Source organism: Bacillus sp. FSL R10-2201, assembly GCF_038008665.1.
Classification (GTDB): domain Bacteria; phylum Bacillota; class Bacilli; order Bacillales; family Bacillaceae_G; genus Bacillus_A; species Bacillus_A mycoides.
In genome coordinates, this window is record NZ_JBBOZP010000001.1 from 552,578 (window position 1) to 569,189 (window position 16,612).

The 16,612-nt window shown below is 32.9% G+C and carries 9 protein-coding genes and 4 pseudogenes; 12 read left to right on the plus strand and 1 reads right to left on the minus strand.

The window, feature by feature from the left end; translation table 11 throughout:
* Nucleotides 1-14: 14 nt before the first annotated feature.
* Nucleotides 15-1,469, plus strand: a complete 1,455-nt coding sequence (locus NSQ69_RS02860; protein WP_000859340.1) for a recombinase family protein — start codon at nucleotides 15-17, stop codon at nucleotides 1,467-1,469.
* The gene (locus NSQ69_RS02865; RefSeq protein ID WP_341098914.1) at nucleotides 1,466-3,034 is read left to right on the plus strand and encodes a recombinase family protein; all 1,569 of its coding nucleotides are present in this window, start codon (nucleotides 1,466-1,468) and stop codon (nucleotides 3,032-3,034) included. Before NSQ69_RS02860 ends, NSQ69_RS02865 begins: the two co-directional genes overlap by 4 nt.
* 762 nt (nucleotides 3,035-3,796) lie before the next feature.
* Here NSQ69_RS02865 and NSQ69_RS02870 read toward each other — a convergent pair.
* A complete protein-coding gene (locus NSQ69_RS02870) occupies nucleotides 3,797-3,988 on the minus strand; it encodes a hypothetical protein (RefSeq protein ID WP_341098916.1) in 192 nt (63 codons plus the stop codon).
* Between the two features lie 158 nt (nucleotides 3,989-4,146).
* On the opposite strand from NSQ69_RS02870, the gene NSQ69_RS02875 reads away from it, so the two are divergent.
* From NSQ69_RS02875 to colA, 10 genes and pseudogenes are all read left to right on the plus strand, one after another.
* Nucleotides 4,147-4,743, plus strand: a complete 597-nt coding sequence (locus NSQ69_RS02875; protein WP_341098917.1) for a helix-turn-helix domain-containing protein — start codon at nucleotides 4,147-4,149, stop codon at nucleotides 4,741-4,743.
* A 260-nt stretch (nucleotides 4,744-5,003) separates the two neighbouring features.
* A pseudogene (locus NSQ69_RS02880) lies at nucleotides 5,004-6,146 on the plus strand (IS4 family transposase); the annotation flags it as partial.
* A 437-nt stretch (nucleotides 6,147-6,583) separates the two neighbouring features.
* Nucleotides 6,584-7,159 (plus strand): DUF6843 domain-containing protein, encoded by a 576-nt coding sequence (locus NSQ69_RS02885; RefSeq protein WP_341098918.1) that lies wholly within the window; start codon nucleotides 6,584-6,586, stop codon nucleotides 7,157-7,159.
* A gap of 162 nt (nucleotides 7,160-7,321) precedes the next feature.
* A pseudogene (locus NSQ69_RS02890) lies at nucleotides 7,322-7,537 on the plus strand (transposase domain-containing protein); the annotation flags it as partial.
* A gap of 106 nt (nucleotides 7,538-7,643) precedes the next feature.
* Nucleotides 7,644-9,434, plus strand: coding sequence for a glycosyltransferase (locus NSQ69_RS02895; protein WP_341098919.1), 1,791 nt, complete (start codon nucleotides 7,644-7,646; stop codon nucleotides 9,432-9,434).
* A 19-nt stretch (nucleotides 9,435-9,453) separates the two neighbouring features.
* The gene (locus tag NSQ69_RS02900) at nucleotides 9,454-9,783 is read left to right on the plus strand and encodes a hypothetical protein (protein WP_341098921.1); all 330 of its coding nucleotides are present in this window, start codon (nucleotides 9,454-9,456) and stop codon (nucleotides 9,781-9,783) included.
* Nucleotides 9,784-9,863: 80 nt separating this feature from the next.
* Nucleotides 9,864-10,028: pseudogene (locus NSQ69_RS02905) on the plus strand (IS6 family transposase); the annotation flags it as partial.
* 9 nt (nucleotides 10,029-10,037) lie between these two features.
* Nucleotides 10,038-10,190, plus strand: a pseudogene (locus NSQ69_RS02910) (sporulation protein YhbH); the annotation flags it as partial.
* Between the two features lie 128 nt (nucleotides 10,191-10,318).
* Complete coding sequence (locus NSQ69_RS02915; RefSeq protein WP_341098922.1) at nucleotides 10,319-13,204, plus strand: leucine-rich repeat domain-containing protein; 2,886 nt, start codon at nucleotides 10,319-10,321, stop codon at nucleotides 13,202-13,204.
* A gap of 303 nt (nucleotides 13,205-13,507) precedes the next feature.
* Nucleotides 13,508-16,405, plus strand: coding sequence for a collagenase ColA (gene colA, locus NSQ69_RS02920; RefSeq protein ID WP_078178084.1), 2,898 nt, complete (start codon nucleotides 13,508-13,510; stop codon nucleotides 16,403-16,405).
* Nucleotides 16,406-16,612: the final 207 nt, after the last annotated feature.

Sequence of the window (16,612 nt, forward strand, 5' to 3'; positions counted from 1 at the left end):
GAGGAGGTCCTGAATTGAAGACCGTTGCATATTATAGAAGTTCAATTGATTCTCAGGAAAACTCAATCGAAATGCAACAAAATTCAGTTCTTACTTGCTCCATTGATATGGCATTGATTATCGATGAAGAATATATTGATGAAGCGGTATCAGCCCGAAAAGTCAGTTTGAAAAAGCGTCCAGCCCTACAAAAATTACTACAAGATATCAACAATAACGATGTCGGAACCTTATTCTTATTTAAGCGAGATCGACTAGCTCGAAATGTGATGGAGTATTATGAAATTTATCAAATACTAAGAAACAAGAAAATAAATGTTATTTTAACTGCACCGAATGAGCCGCCAGTGTACTACACACCAATTGGTGAATATCTTGAATTAATTATGGCGGGTATGGCCCAACGTGAAGGCGAACAAATTATTGAACGTTTAAAGCAAACATTAAAGTCAAATTTCCAAAGTGGTAAAAACCCAGGACGTCTTCCGTATGGTTTCAAATGGAATAAAGAAACGAAAGAAATTGAATTGGTTGATGAACAAGTACAAATTGTTAAAAGGATTTATCAAGAACTTGTATCGGGAAAATATGAATCCTTGAAAGAACTTTGTAGTGTATTAGGCTTGAAGGGAAACGGTAAGTCTTGGACTTCGGCTGATATAAGAAAAATTGCATTAAACCCGACATATATTGGATTGCGTACTATGAATATTTTTGGTAAAGATGTTACTAGTAAATATGAAAGACTTTCCATTATTGATAAGAATACATGGGAGAAAGCATGTAGTATTGTCACTGTTTTATCTCCCAAAAAGACTCATCAAGATTATGTATTCGAACAAGTGTTTTTTTCATTGCAAGACTTACTAATTTGTTCGAAATGTAATGAACCATTACAAAAAATAAAGGCTAGAAGAAAAGAAAATTTAAAATATAAATGTTTAAACCATTCTTCAGTTTACGTTTTTAAGAGTACAATCGAACCATTAGTCTTTGAACGCTGCAAAGAATATTTTCATAGCCTACTCACTTCTCATTTCCATGAATTATTTGATCGATATGAACAGAATGCTAAGAAGCAAGTAAAACAGAAAATACAAACCATTGAAGAGAAAATCCAGCTTATGAATGAAAAGTTAATTACAAAAGTAGATACGTGGTATCACGAAACTGATGAACTTTATAAGGAACAGAAAGAAATCGAAATTATGGCGCTGTATGATGAGCTGGCAAAATATAAAAAACAAAAAGAACAGGTAATACAGGAATTAAGTGATGTAAAGCAATTACGTGAAAAGATAAGTAATTATCAATCCTCTATGTCGTTGTCCTATGACGAGATAAAGGAGAATCGACAGTTAGGTTCCTTTTTTCAAGATTTAATACAACAAGTTAAAACCGACGGAAAGAACTGCGAAATTGTTTTTAAACACCCATTCTTACGTACTCAAGAGGTGTTAACATCATGAAGCTTTCTCATATATTACAACCCAATATGAAGGCTGCTTTTTATGGCCGTCATTCTACGGATAAACAAGATATGGATATGCAATTGAATTCCGTTATGGAAGTGATTCGCAAATATGATTGCATTCATACTCATTCTTTTCTTGATAAGGCTGTTTCCGCTCGTAAAAATAAAATTACAAGTAGGAAAGAACTTGAAAATATGTTCGAAGCGGCAAAAAGAAAAGAATTTGATTTTGTCATTGTTTATAAAAGTGATCGTTTGGCCAGAGATCCTCTTGAGCATCAAACGATACGTATTGTCATGAAGACACTAGATATTCCCATCATTATTAGTTCAACCGAAAGTGTGTACAATACTGATACTGATTTGATTGTGCAACTTATGGAAGATGGTTTTACTAAATATGAAGTTGATACCATTATCGCCAGAACACGATCAGGTCTAGAAAACAAAGCAAAACAAGGGAAATGGCTTGGTGGTAAGCCCCCATTTGGTTACACATATGATAAGAATAGTGAGCAATTTATTGAACACACCGAAGAGCTTTGCTATGTAAAAGAAATCTTCAATTTATATGTAAATGGTCATGGGTTTCAGTATATTGCTAATACACTTCCTAACGGTTCCCGCCGCGGAAAAGATTGGGGGAAAGAGAATGTAAAGGCGATTGTGCTTAATCCTTTTTATTGTGGTTTATTATCATGGCGCCGACAAACAGATGGAAAGCAAAATGCAAGGGATATTTGGATTGAAGCACCAAACCACTATGTGAAGCCAATCATTTCACGAACGACATGGGAATTATGTTGGCGTATTTATTCAGAAAAACGTAATGGCAACATGGTTCCTAAACATTACAAAACAAGTTTTTTGCTACAAGGGTTGCTTTCTTGTGAAAAGTGCCATGAACTAATGAAAACAAAGAATCAACAGACAGTAAGTTCTACAAATAAACAGTATGGAGGGAAAATTTATTTTTGCACTAACTGCAAATTAAGAATAGATGCAGACCTCCTTCATGATAAAATAGTGAATCAAACACTTACTGATGTGAAAATAAGTGGATTTCACAATGTATATCATGCGATAGAACAAAAAGTTCAGTATGAGATACAAGAATTGAATAACAATATTCAAAAGCATCAGCGTCTCTTCGAAAACTACACCATCAAACTTCACAATATTACAGAAGAGCTCAAACAGCGTATGAAAAATAACGATGATAAACGTTTTTTGAAGTCCTTAGCGATTTATCGCTTGGATGTACAGAGAAAGCTAGATGGAGTCACACAACAAATCAATGACTTTAAACAGCAAATCACCCTCAAAGAAAAAGTCGAGAAAAGCAAAGAAACATGGTTACATATTTTGAATGAAGTATTTCAAGATGATGTCAAGCTTCAAGAAATAAGCGATATGGATAAAAGACGATTTTTATTACCTCTCATTCAATCTGTATCCATTAAAGAAAATAAAAAGCATAACGAATATGATATTTCATTACAGTTACGAACCGATTTTTCAAAGCGTGATGTAAAAAATCAAATCAGCTTGATTTTGTAAAACAGCTATCACATTGGTGGCTGTTTTTTAGTTATTGATGTATCGGTATTTGGGTTGAACTGCAAATGAAGATTCTTTTACTACTCGGTGATTAGGAGGGAGTGGTATACCACTCTACCCTAATCACCGAGTTTGATACTCTTGAGAAAGAGCTTGTATCTTAAGGGTAAAGGGTTTGTCTTTATTTATTATTATGGACAGTGATTTAGAGAAATAAACATACTCGGTGATTAGGGGATAGGTAACTATTTCAAACATTTGAGAGCTCGGTAATTGGGTAAATAAAAAATGCCTTATCATTCTCCCTGTAAGGAGGCATGAGGGGGCCTCTATTAGGAAAGGGATGGTGCGCTTATGTATTTTAAAAAGAAAAGACACCCTAAGGTGCCTTCCTCCGACTTGATAACCACTTTAATTTTAATAACATTGGATTCCCATCCGAATATTATTTTACCACGTTAAGTAATGTTGGTCATTGAGAAAGTCAAATACGTAGTGTTCATATATAGTGACCCCTAGGAGCATGCAAGATTTAATACAGTTTTTTGGTTGATCCAACAACAAACGAGAAACCTAAAACCGCACCAGAATAGGAATGTATAAAAAAATGCATAGGTCCATAGAACGAAAAAAGGAGGTTCCCTTGAGAGAGTAGGGTTCCTCCTTTTCCTTACTACCGATAATTAGAGCGTATGTAAACTAGATTTGTATAGAGTATTCATGAGGTACGCTCGAATCTTCTTCAACTAAAGTAAGTAATTTTTATTTATAATTTTTCAATCTTTTCGTTTTAAAATCATTTAAATTAACTAGGTTCTTTGACTTATCTATTACATCTGGTAAATCCTTTCTTTCAACTAATGGTTTAAATACATCTTTTATAAGAAAACAACTTATGGTGATGAATGTTCCCAAAGCAAGTGTTCCTAAATAATTATTTACTTCAATCTCCATAGATCCATTTTTATATAACATCTTTATCACCCTTCATATTCTTCTTATTTATTTGATTGTTGTTAAAAATCATAATGATTGTTATAATAAATTATAATTCATTTCGTTGTCCGAATCAATAACGTTCGTTATAAAAAAAAATAATAGGGTGAATTTTAATGAGCAGATATTCAGAAATCCTAAAAGAGTACATTGAAAAATCAAACTTAAGCTTAAGTGAAATAGAAAATGAGCTAAGAAAAAAAGGGTTTAATAAAAATAAATCATACTTAAGTAATCTTCAGAATGGGAAAGTTGAAGCACCTTCTGTAGAAGTTAATATTGCGTTAGCAAAAACTATTGGGGCAGATCCAATAAGGTTTGTCCTAACACCATTAATTGAACATATAAAGCAAAATAAAAATATAAATGAAAACGATTTAGTTAAAGATGTTTCTAATCTGACTTTCGGTTTTATCTCGACTATTTTTGATATGTATAAAGATGAACTTTATCCTTATTTTGTTACTTATTTTGATGAAACAATTGAAGAAGATTTGAGTCATTGTTTTAATTATGAGAACATGAGAAGCATATTTGAGAAAGAAGTAACAGAAGAAATATTCATACAAACGTTCCTTCCATTCGACCCCGTTCAAAGAAAAATAGATAGTGAAGCAGAGGAATTCCAGTTAGGGATGACGAGTGATGAAGAACAATACTTGCTTGAATGCTTAAAACTATATAGAAAAATGCAATTAAAACCAAAAAACTAAAATTACTAAAGGGCGTTAAATAAATAAGCAGTACAAAAAGAGGATCTTCTAATTCGAAGATCCTTTTTCAATGCCGATAACGAGAATTATGTAAATGAGCTGTCCATATGGACAGCTTATTGTATTTTTTGCTTAGCGTGGTTTTTTTCCGAAATGCTGGTGGTACCCCATCGCTATCAAGCTAACAAAACAAAATACCCCCTAAAATGAAAAAATACGCTATTCTTTTTGTAGAATCATAGGAAAGGATGGCGTTTTTTATGTCTGTTTCTGTGTCTGACGAATTACAATTATTTGCTCAAGAGATTCAAAGTGCCCTATCTCCAAACACCTTACGGTCTATTGCGCGAAGTGTTGGTTTTGTAAAGCGGATTAGTAAATATCAAGCACAAGATTTAGTCGCTTTATGTGTATGGATGAGTCAAAATGTCGCGACAACTTCTTTAGCTCAGCTATCTAGTTGTTTGAAATACTTATCAGTCCTGAGGGACTGAATCAACAATTTAATCCAGCCGCTGTACAACTTTTACAACACATCTTAGCTGAGCTCTTAAACAAAAAATTAACTTCATCTATGTCAATTGCTTCTCCATGTACTTCTATTTTTAAGCGTATTCGCATTCTAGATTCTACGGCTTTTCAACTTCCGAATATATTTTCTTTCGTTTATCCTGGTGCGGGAGGTTGTAGCCATACTGCAGGAATGAAAATTCAACTTGAGTATGATCTTTTAAGTGGGCATTTTCTACATATTCATACAGGACCAGGGGAAACAACATGATCGTACTTACGGTTCCCTTTGAGTACCCACTGTAAAAGAAAATGATTTGTGTATTCGGGATTTAGGCTATTTTCATCTGAAGGATCTTCAATATATACAGGATAAAAAGGCTTACTATATTTCTCGCATTAAATCTAATACACGTATTTATCAAAAAAATCCCAATCCTACTTATTATCAAAATGGAAAACTAAAGAAGGGAGCAGAATATAAACAGGTAGATATGGAGGTAGTAATGAATTCTCTTCAGCCAGGACAAATATATGAAATATCTGATGCTTATGTAGGAATGGTCGATAAAGTACCAGCTCGTGTCATTGTTCATCGACTTACAGAAGAACAGCAACAAAAACGATTGCAGGATTAAGCTATACGAGAAAAAAAGAAAGGAATGAAGTATTCTCCCCGTAGCAAACGACTCAGTGGTATCAATGTATATATGACAAACACGCCTATAGAGATTGTCCCGATGGGACAAGTGCATGATTGGTATTCTTTACGTTGGCAAATCGAGATTTTATTTAAAACATGGAAATCATTCTTTCATATTCATCATTGTAAAAAGATAAAACGAGAAAGATTGGAATGCCATTTGTATGGGCAACTGATTTCCATTCTCCTTGTTAATTAATTAAGTTACATATCCCATTATAAGTAAAAAAACGTTTTACTACTAGGAGTACAGACTTATCAACAGCAAGCTAAGGAAAGAAAATATTCAAAGACGTAGAAGATTAACACCTCAAGATGAAAATGTAGATTTTTTGTTTTGGGGCATTATAAAATTCTTAAGTTGATGGGCATGTGGCGGGCCCCCTATTAGGAAAGGGATGGTGTGCTTATATATTTTAAAAAGAAAAGACACCCTAAGGTGCCTTCCTCCGACTTGATAACCACTTTAATTTTAATAACATTGGACTCCCACCCAAATATTATTTTACCATGTTAAGTTATTTTTTTCATTTATGCTGGTTGTCTGTAGGCTGTTTTGTAGTCCATGCAGCAATTAATAATAAAATAATAGCAATAACTACACCTAAAAGTTCTTGTTTGAGCCACATGGATAAGGCGAAATTTGAAGCGATACCACTCCTCATACTGTTTATATTTTTGGCATGGTACTTTATCTGTAAGAATAGATATGCTTATGCTGGAATAGCCCTTTTTGTCTGTGCTATCATTCTAGGTACTGCCTGTGTTTGGATGCATGATATGTATAAGTCTGCCACAAATAAGGTCTATTTGATACCTGATGGTTACAAAGGATGCATAGGTGTCTTTTATAACTTCAAGGATGCACCACCCCTAAAAATTGAAGATAAGAAAATTATATATAGAGTAACTAAAGATGGAATATTGAAAACATCATTGAATAAAACGTTTGGTAAGGCAAATGAACATGATTCTGGGTGGCATAATGTAAAATACTATTATGTAGACAAAAACGGAAACCAAGTTCAGAGGTTAGAGGAAGGCAAAGATATTCACAATGCATCAGAAGTATCGGAATCGGGATTGGAATATTCACAATTCTTTATAGGAACAAAGAAAGAAGCAGAAAAACATCCAGAAAAACATCCAGAATTCTCATTTTGTTTTAACGAAGAACAACAACTGCAAATTTATCATAAGTAAGTCATTCATTTATATGGATGATTAGGAGGAAATGTAACAAGAAGCATAAGATGGCCTCTTGCTGTATTTACTTTTCACCAAATACAAGGGAATCAAGCTGTACTTGTGAGAAAGATTCTATAAAAGTCATATATGAAAAAGGAATTTGGATGATTTTGTCGAATGGATTTATCTATGAAAAATACATCTTCAAATTCAAAACAACCCATAATTGAATCACTTCAAGTTCAAGTAGAGGAACTCACGGCAAAAGTGAGATGATATGAAGAACAATTTCGTCTTAGTCAACAAAAACTGTTTAGTACGTCTAGTGAAAAAACACTTAATAATCAACTCGCTTTAGAACTGGTTAATGAGGCGGAGAAAGAAAGTGAAGCAAACAAAAAGTAACCCCCAAAAAACAACTTTTGTCGTATATTTTGGAGTTACTTGACGTTTACATTTTTATAATAAACTTTATATAGAGTATTCAGGGAGGGAATTTATGAGAAAAATAGTATTTATTGCAAGTGGATGGGGGGCGAAACATGGAGGAGTGAATGCCTTTAATTATGATCTTGTGTGTGCTGTTGGAGAACATTGTAAAGACAGCGTTTTGCCCATATGTATTGTTGAGAAGGCCACTGCTGAAGAAATAAATGATGCACAGAAAAATGGTGTGATATTGTATCAAACTGGTGAAAGATTTAACGCTGTATCCATTACTAAAGTTCTTAGGGATGATAATCATGAAGATATAAGCTTTTGGATTGGACATGATATCATTACAGGTAATGAAGCTATTGAATGTTGTAATATGTATCGAGATTATTTGGATGTAAAGGGTTTGAGTGGAGTTATCCACCATATGGATTATTTGAGTTATTATACATCTAAAACAAATGATGGAAATGCGACACTTTCTAAACATAAGCAACAAAAAAAAATCTTTACAACATGTGACTTAGTATATGCGGTGGGTCCTTTTTTAAAGAATTCCGTAGAAAATATGTTGAAAGAAGTCGAGATTGAAAAAGAAGTAATCGAGTTAATTCCAGGTTTAGCAAATCTTAAAAATGTTAATATTTCTAGTCCATTCAAGGCCATTTCATATGGTAGATTAGGTAATGAAGATGAAATCATTAAGCAAGGAAAACTGGCAGTAGCTGCTTTTTCTCAAATGTGTAAAGATGAGAAGATTAATAATTCCGAGCTCACAATTATTGGTTTAGATAATCATAAAATAAAAGAAAAGCAAACGGAATTATTTGAGATCGGGTATCAATATGGGGAGAAATTGTGTACTATAAATGGTTTACCCTATATAGATAGAAGTGAAATCTATAATCTACTAAAAACTCAATGTGCCAGTATGATGCTTTCAACCCATGAAGGTTATGGTTTAGCAGGCTGGGAAGCCATATCTGCTGAAGTCCCACTTATATTATCTATTGACACAGGGTTATATAAGTTCATAGATAATTTATTAGGTGGGGCAGGAACTGGATGCCTTTTTCCTGTGAAAATAACCGGGAATTTTGAAAAAGATCTTTCAAGAGTATCTGAAGCTTTATCAGAGATTAAACAAAATCTAAACAGAGCTAGAATGAATGCTGAAAATTTGAAAGTACAATTAAGTAAATTTAGTTGGCAGTCGACTGCTAATCAATTAATTTCAAATAGCTTAATAAATATGAAACTTGAAGGCTTAGGTTCATTGCAGAAGGTTAGGCAACCACCAAAAATTACGGATGAGATACAAACTTCTGTCCCGACGGATAAATCAACAACTACCGCTATATTAACCAAGCCTATGGTTCAACAGACGGTTTTAAAGCATGATTTGTATTATTCAACATCTACTCTAATAAGTAATATGATTGCAGGGATATATTTTAATAATTTGCATTATGTATGGTGTGCACCAAGTTTTAACCCAGCTATAACAAATCCCATTTCGGCTAATCCATATGAAATATATAAAAATTACTCTAAAGAGATACAAAAAAATGAGATGGGACCAACCATAGCAAAACATAAAGCTGGACTTATAAATGGGGCAAGTATAAATAGACAAAAAGGTATTATTACAATGGATCAAGAACAAGAAATTATTGAGATAATATATGCAGCTGAGGTGCAACACTTTAAGCCAATTATATATGTTATACCAGCAAATAAAGTCATACAGAACATTAAAATTGTTCCTCAAAGTAAAAAAGCAGGAATTTTTTCACAAGAATTTCTTATAGAGCAATTAGATGGAAACATGTTTCATTTAATTGATTTAAACTAAAAGGGGGGGTTTTTAAGGAATGTTTACAGTAATCAAAAGTCTTAAGCGAGAAGAAGCTATCAATGTCATATATCATTTAATTATGGTCCTTAATAAGGGGAAAAATGATCCCGATGACGATATTGAGTTTGAAGAGATAACATCTAAACTATCTGATAACGGAGATGCTATTTTTAATAATATTTTAGAAGATATTGATTTTATGAATATAGCTGATGATGGATTACTAGATAATTATATAGTTGAACTATATAAACTGTTAGAAGAGATAACTATTTCTGAGAAAAATCTAAATTTAGAGCGAGGAAGAGAACGTCTTCGTATATGGGATTCAAATTATAAGCATTAAGGTTCTGGTGCAAAAACTCCAGGAATCTCTAAATCTTGGACATACTGATAGTACTACTCTATAAAAGGTGTGTGATCAGTATCGAAAAGGAGAATTTATTTAAGTGGAAACATTATCAACCGGACATCATCGTGTTAACTGTACGTTGGTGCCTACGGTACAACTTAAGCTTTCGTGATTTGGTGGAAATGATGGAGGAACGAGGGTTACCCCTAGCTCATACAACTATTATGCGATGGGTACATCCCTGCTAACTAAACCAGTACAACCGCCACAGTACGCTTATGTCAGCATATAAAAATATTAAAGACGAGAATTTCAGATATTATATTTTAAAGCAAAAAGCAGATGTATTTCATGCGATGAAGAGCTTTTTTAAAGAAGAATCAGGAGAAAAAATGGCATAACCCCTTGTAAAGGGGTTATTTTTTTGTAAACTTTTTATTTTTTTAGTTGACAACGATAATGAAAATCATTATCATTCATTCGAGAAATGATTACATTTCGATTTATATATTTTGGAGGAGATGTAAAGTTGAAAAAAACTAAAAGAAAACATATAAATGCGATGATTATCGCTGCGGCGTTATCACTTCCATTTGCTACGTATTCAACGTCTGCTTTAGCAGCTGTAGCAATTGAGGCGAACAAAACTGGACATGCTTTAGAAGATGGTACATATGATGCTGTTATTAAAGCGTATAAAGATAAAACGAATGAAGAGTCTATGGCAGCTGTTTATATAAAAAATCCTAAATTAACTATTGAGAATGGGAAGAAAATTGTAACGGCAACGTTAAGTGATAGTGATTTCTTCGAATACTTGAAAACAGAGGATATTGATACTCCTGGTGTATTCCATGATGTAAAAGTCATATCAGAGGATAAAAAGAAAAATGGGACGAAGGTTATTCAATTTGAAGTTGGAGAATTAGGAAAAAGATATAATATGCAAATGCATATTTATATTCCGACAATGGCCTATGATAATAAGTACCAGGTGCAGTTTGAAGTAAATGCGTTAAATCTAGAAAACAATGTTCCAAAAGATCAAAAGGAAAATAAAGAGGATACAGTGGATCAACAAGATGGAAATGTAATAGTAGATAAGCAATTGCAAATGCATATTAATAAATATAACTTAGAGAGAAAAAATATAAATGAACCTATAACGAAGGAAGATTTATTACAAATTAAAACATTATCCATATACTCAGGTGAGGGGATAAATGAAATAGCTGGTTTAGAATATATGACAAACTTAGAGAAGTTGACATTAAGAGAGTCTAATGTAACAGACATATCTGTTATCTCGGGATTGAGACATTTGAAATATTTAGATTTATCCTCTAGTCCAATTGAAAGCATTCAACCCGTTTCTAAGCTAGAGAATCTTGACATGCTCTTTTTAAGAGATAACAAAATTGCAGATCTTACACCGTTAAGTCAAATGAAAAAGATTAAAATATTAGATTTAATTGGTAATAATATAAAGGATCTTACACCATTATTTACAGTGTTATCGTTAGAAGAAGTATACTTAGCAAATAATCAAATTAGTAATCTTTCGGGTATTGAGAAGTTAAAGAATGTGAATCTATTATGGATAGGAAATAATAAAATTAGTGATATTGAGCCTATTAGTAAAATGAGTAATCTTATTGAACTAGAAATTGCTGATAGTGAAATAAAAGATATATCATCATTATCTAAATTAGTAAAAATACAAGTATTGAATTTAGAAGAGAATTATATCTCTGATATATCGCCACTGAGTAATTTAACAAATTTACATGAGATAAATCTTGGAGCGAATGAAATTTCTGACATAAAGTCTGTTGAGGAATTGGGTAAGCGAACTTCAATAGATATTCAAAGACAAAAAATCTTTTTAGATGAAGCAAGCGTAGATGAAGAAATAAAAATTCCAGTATACAATTTTAAAGGAGAGCCACTTCAAAATATTAAATTGAAAAGTGAGGGGGCTACGCTGAGTAACGGATTTATAAAATGGAATAGTCCTGGAGAAAAAATATATGAATTTAAACTAGATACGAATCCTGCTGAAAGTAAAATAAGATTTAATGGGACGGTTATACAAAGTATAGTTGAAAAACAAACAGAAAGTAAAAATGTAATTCTTGATAAAAATTTACAACAACATATTAATAAAAAGAATTTTGGTAGAGAGAATCTAAATGCCCCTATAACAAAAGAAGATTTATTACAGATTAAAACATTAGAGATACTTAAAGAAAAAGGAAAAGAGATAAAAGATCTAACTGGTTTAGAATACATGACGAACTTAGAAAACCTCACTTTAGAAGGAGTAGGGTTGAAAAATATTGAGTTCATTTCAAACTTGAAACAATTGAAAGACGTGAATGTATCTCATAATAAAATTGAAGATATAACGCCGTTATCTTCACTGGAAAATTTACAGTGGTTAAACCTTGCGGATAATCATATTAAAGATGTATCAGTTCTTGGTTCAATGTTAGACCTACTCAGTTTAAAATTAGCTGGAAATGAGATTCGTGATGTAAGGCCGTTAATACAATTAGGTCAATGGTTTTCAATTGATGCCGGAAGACAAAAAATCATTTTAAATGAAGCGAAAGTAAATGAAGAAATTCAAGTTCCGGTATATGACTTAGAAGGAGAAACTATTGAGAATATTAAACTAACAAGTGAGGGTGGAACGTTTAATAACGGAGTAATGAAATGGAGTACTCCAGGTGAAAAGGTATATAAATTTGATTTAGATTCGGATGAAACTAGTATAAGCTTTAATGGAACAGTTATCCAGAATATAGTTGAAAAAGAAGAAGTGACAGAACCAACAAAAGAAGTTGAGGAAACAAAAGAAGAAGTAAAAGAGCCGGTAAAAGAAGTTGAAGAAACAAAAGAAGAAGTAAAAGAGCCGGTAAAAGAAGTTGAAGAAACAAAAGAAGAAGTAAAAGAGCCGGTAAAAGAAATTGAAGAAACAAAAGAAGAAGTAAAAGAGCCGGCGAAAGAAGTTGCAGGTACAAAAGAAGAGGTAAAAGAGCCGGTAAAAGAAATTGAAGAAACAAAAGAAGAAGTAAAAGAGCCGATAAAAGAAGTTGAAGAAACAAAAGAAGAAGTAAAAGAGCCGGCGAAAGAAGTTGCAGGTACAAAAGAAGAGGTAAAAGAATCAGCAACTGGATTGGATCAAGAGCCAAAAGGGAATAATCAAGTTGGTCCAGTAAAAGTGGTAGGACAAGAGAGTGCGAAAGAAAAAGATTCAAATAAACAACATGCTAATAAGCAAGAGGAAAATCAGAAGTCTTTAGCAGCAACTGGTGGTCAAGCTAACACACCGACCTTACTTTCTGGATTAGCACTTGTTCTTTCAGCATTAAGTATGTTTGTATTTAGAAAGAGATTATTTAAGAAGTGAATAACGTTTTATCTTATTATTATATAAAGTGATTATATAAGTTTTTGAGAAGCCCTTATTATAGCAATTTCATGTTGAAATATGCTTATGATAAGGGCTTTTTGAATAGGGGAAGGATATTAATACGAGGATGTTTCGATTGCTTAAATAATGGAGCAACTGTAGCGGAAACTGTAAGTCCCTTTCGTTCACTATATGTTCAAAATGTATGAAGAAATAATATGAAATATTGCATTTTATATCATTTTATCCAGATAATATGTTAATTTTTTGAATGGAATATATAAATAGGGGGGCAATAATATGAACAAGAAATCAAAGATCAATAAAGTGTTGCTTAGTATTAGTACAATGGCGCTATCGCTCGGAGCAATTCAAACGAATGTATCAGCAGAAGAAAAGGTACCGTATAATGTATTGCATTCGAAACCAGTTGGAATTGAAAAACCAGTAGATGAGATCGGACACGCTTCTAAAGCCGAGGAAACATTATCATTTCAAGAACGTTTAAAAGTAGGAGATTTTTCACAGCGACCAGCATCTATTACGAAGAACTCGGCAGTAAAGCAAGCTAAAGAAAGCTATTCAATGGCTGATTTAAACAAAATGAATGATCAAGAATTAATTGAAACGTTAGGCAGTATTAAGTGGCACCAAATTACAGACTTATTCCAGTTTAATGAAGATGCAAAAGCCTTTTATAAAGATAACGGAAAAATGCAAGTAATTATAGACGAATTAGCTCATAGAGGTAGTACATTTACGAAAGATGATTCAAAAGGAATTCAAACGTTTACTGAAGTGTTACGTTCAGCTTTTTATCTTGCATTTTATAATAATGAATTAAGCGACTTAAATGAAAGAAGCTTCCAGGACAAATGTTTACCAGCGTTAAAAGCTATTGCGAAAAATCCCAACTTTAAGCTTGGAACAAATGAGCAAGATACAGTCGTATCTGCATACGGAAAATTAATTAGTAATGCATCAAGTGATGTTGAAACGGTGCAATACGCATCGAATATTTTAAAACAATATAATGATAATTTTAATGCATATGTAGACGATCGTATGAAGGGACAAGCTGTATACGATATGATGCAAGGCATTGATTATGATATACAGTCTTACTTAAATGAGGCTCGTAAAGAAGCGAATGAAACGATGTGGTATGGAAAAGTAGATGGGTTTATTAATGAAATAAATCGTATTGCTCTTTTAAATCAAGTAACACCAGAAAATAAGTGGCTCGTTAATAATGGAATTTATTTTGCTAGTCGTTTAGGTAAGTTTCATAGTAATCCAAATAAAGGATTAGAAGTTGTTACACAGGCAATGCATATGTACCCGCGTTTAAGTGAGTCGTATTTTGTTGCAGTAGAACAAATTACAACAAACTATAATGGGAAAGATTATAGCGGGAATACGGTAGATTTAGAGAAGATACGTAAAGAAGGAAAAGAGCAATACTTACCAAAAACGTATACATTCGATGATGGATCTATTGTATTTAAAACTGGGGATAAAGTGTCAGAAGAAAAAATTAAGAGATTATATTGGGCTGCGAAGGAAGTAAAAGCGCAATATCACCGTGTGATCGGAAATGACAAAGCTTTAGAACAAGGTAATGCAGACGACGTATTAACGATAGTAATCTATAATACTCCAGACGAATACCAGTTAAATAGACAATTGTATGGATATGAAACAAACAACGGTGGAATTTATATTGAAGAGACAGGGACATTCTTTACATATGAGCGTACGCCAGAGCAAAGTATTTATAGTTTAGAAGAGTTATTCCGTCATGAGTTTACTCATTATCTTCAAGGGAGATATGAAGTTCCCGGTTTATTTGGAAGAGGAGATATGTATCAAAATGAAAGATTAACTTGGTTCCAAGAAGGGAATGCAGAATTTTTCGCAGGATCTACTCGTACAAATAACGTTGTACCAAGAAAGAGCATCATTAGTGGATTATCATCTGATCCTGCAAGCCGTTATACAGCAGAGCGTACACTATTTGCTAAATATGGTTCTTGGGATTTCTATAACTACTCGTTCGCATTGCAGTCTTACTTATATACTCATCAATTTGAAACGTTTGATAAAATTCAAGATTTAATTCGTGCGAATGATGTGGGAAATTATGATACGTATCGTGAGACTTTAAGTAAAGATTCTAAGTTAAATAAAGAGTATCAAGAGTATATGCAGCAGTTAATTGATAATCAAGATAAGTACAATGTGCCGGAAGTAGCAGATGATTATTTAGCTGAACATGCACCAAAAGCACTAACAGAAGTGAAGAAAGAAATTAGTGAAACGTTGTCTATGAAAGATACAAAAATGACAAAGCATACATCTCAATTCTTTAATACATTTACATTAGAAGGCACGTTTACAGGTAGTGTAACAAAAGGTGAGTCAGAAGACTGGAAAGCAATGAGTAAAAGAGTAAATGAGACTTTAGAACAATTGACGCAAAAAGAATGGAGTGGCTACAAAACGGTTACAGCATATTTCGTCAATTACCGTGTGAATAGCTCTAATCAATTTGAATATGATGTAGTTTTCCACGGTATCGCAAAAGATGACGGAGAAAATAAAGCCCCGACGGTTAATGTAAACGGACCTTATAACGGGCTTGTAAAAGAAGGAATTCAATTCAAAAGTGATGGATCAAACGATGAAGATGGAAAAATCGTTTCTTATTTATGGGACTTCGGGGATGGAAGAACAAGTAAAGAAGTTAATCCAGTACATGCATATGAAAGAGAAGGAACTTATAAAGTAGCGTTAGTAGTAAAAGATGATAAAGGAAAAGAGAGTAGAAGCGAAACAACTGTTACAATTAAAGATGGAAGTGTAACAGAATCAGAACCAAATAATCGTCCAGAAGAAGCAAATCGTATCGGGCTAAATACTACTATAAAAGGTAGCCTTATCGGCGGGGATCACACCGATGTTTATACATTTAATGTGGCATCAGCGAAAGATATCGATATTTCTGTTTTAAATGAGCATGGAATCGGGATGACATGGGTACTTCACCATGAATCAAATATGCAAAATTACGCAGCTTACGGTCAAGCTAATGGAAATCATATAGAAGCAAAATTTAATGCAAAACCAGGTAAGTATTACTTGTATGTATATAAATATGATAATGGCGATGGAGCGTACGCATTATCAGTAAAATAAGTGCTTTTCCAATGTATGTTTAACTTTACTTTTTGTGGAAAATAGTATATTATATAGATATACAATATATCGGTTATTTACTAGGAGGAGCCTGTCACAATAGGTTTCTCCTGTTCTTTTTTAGAGACCTGTCTATAGGTTTTTCTTTAAAAAGTAAATAACTGAAAATTAAGATTAATGATTTTTGAAAGAGGTGGGGCATACACA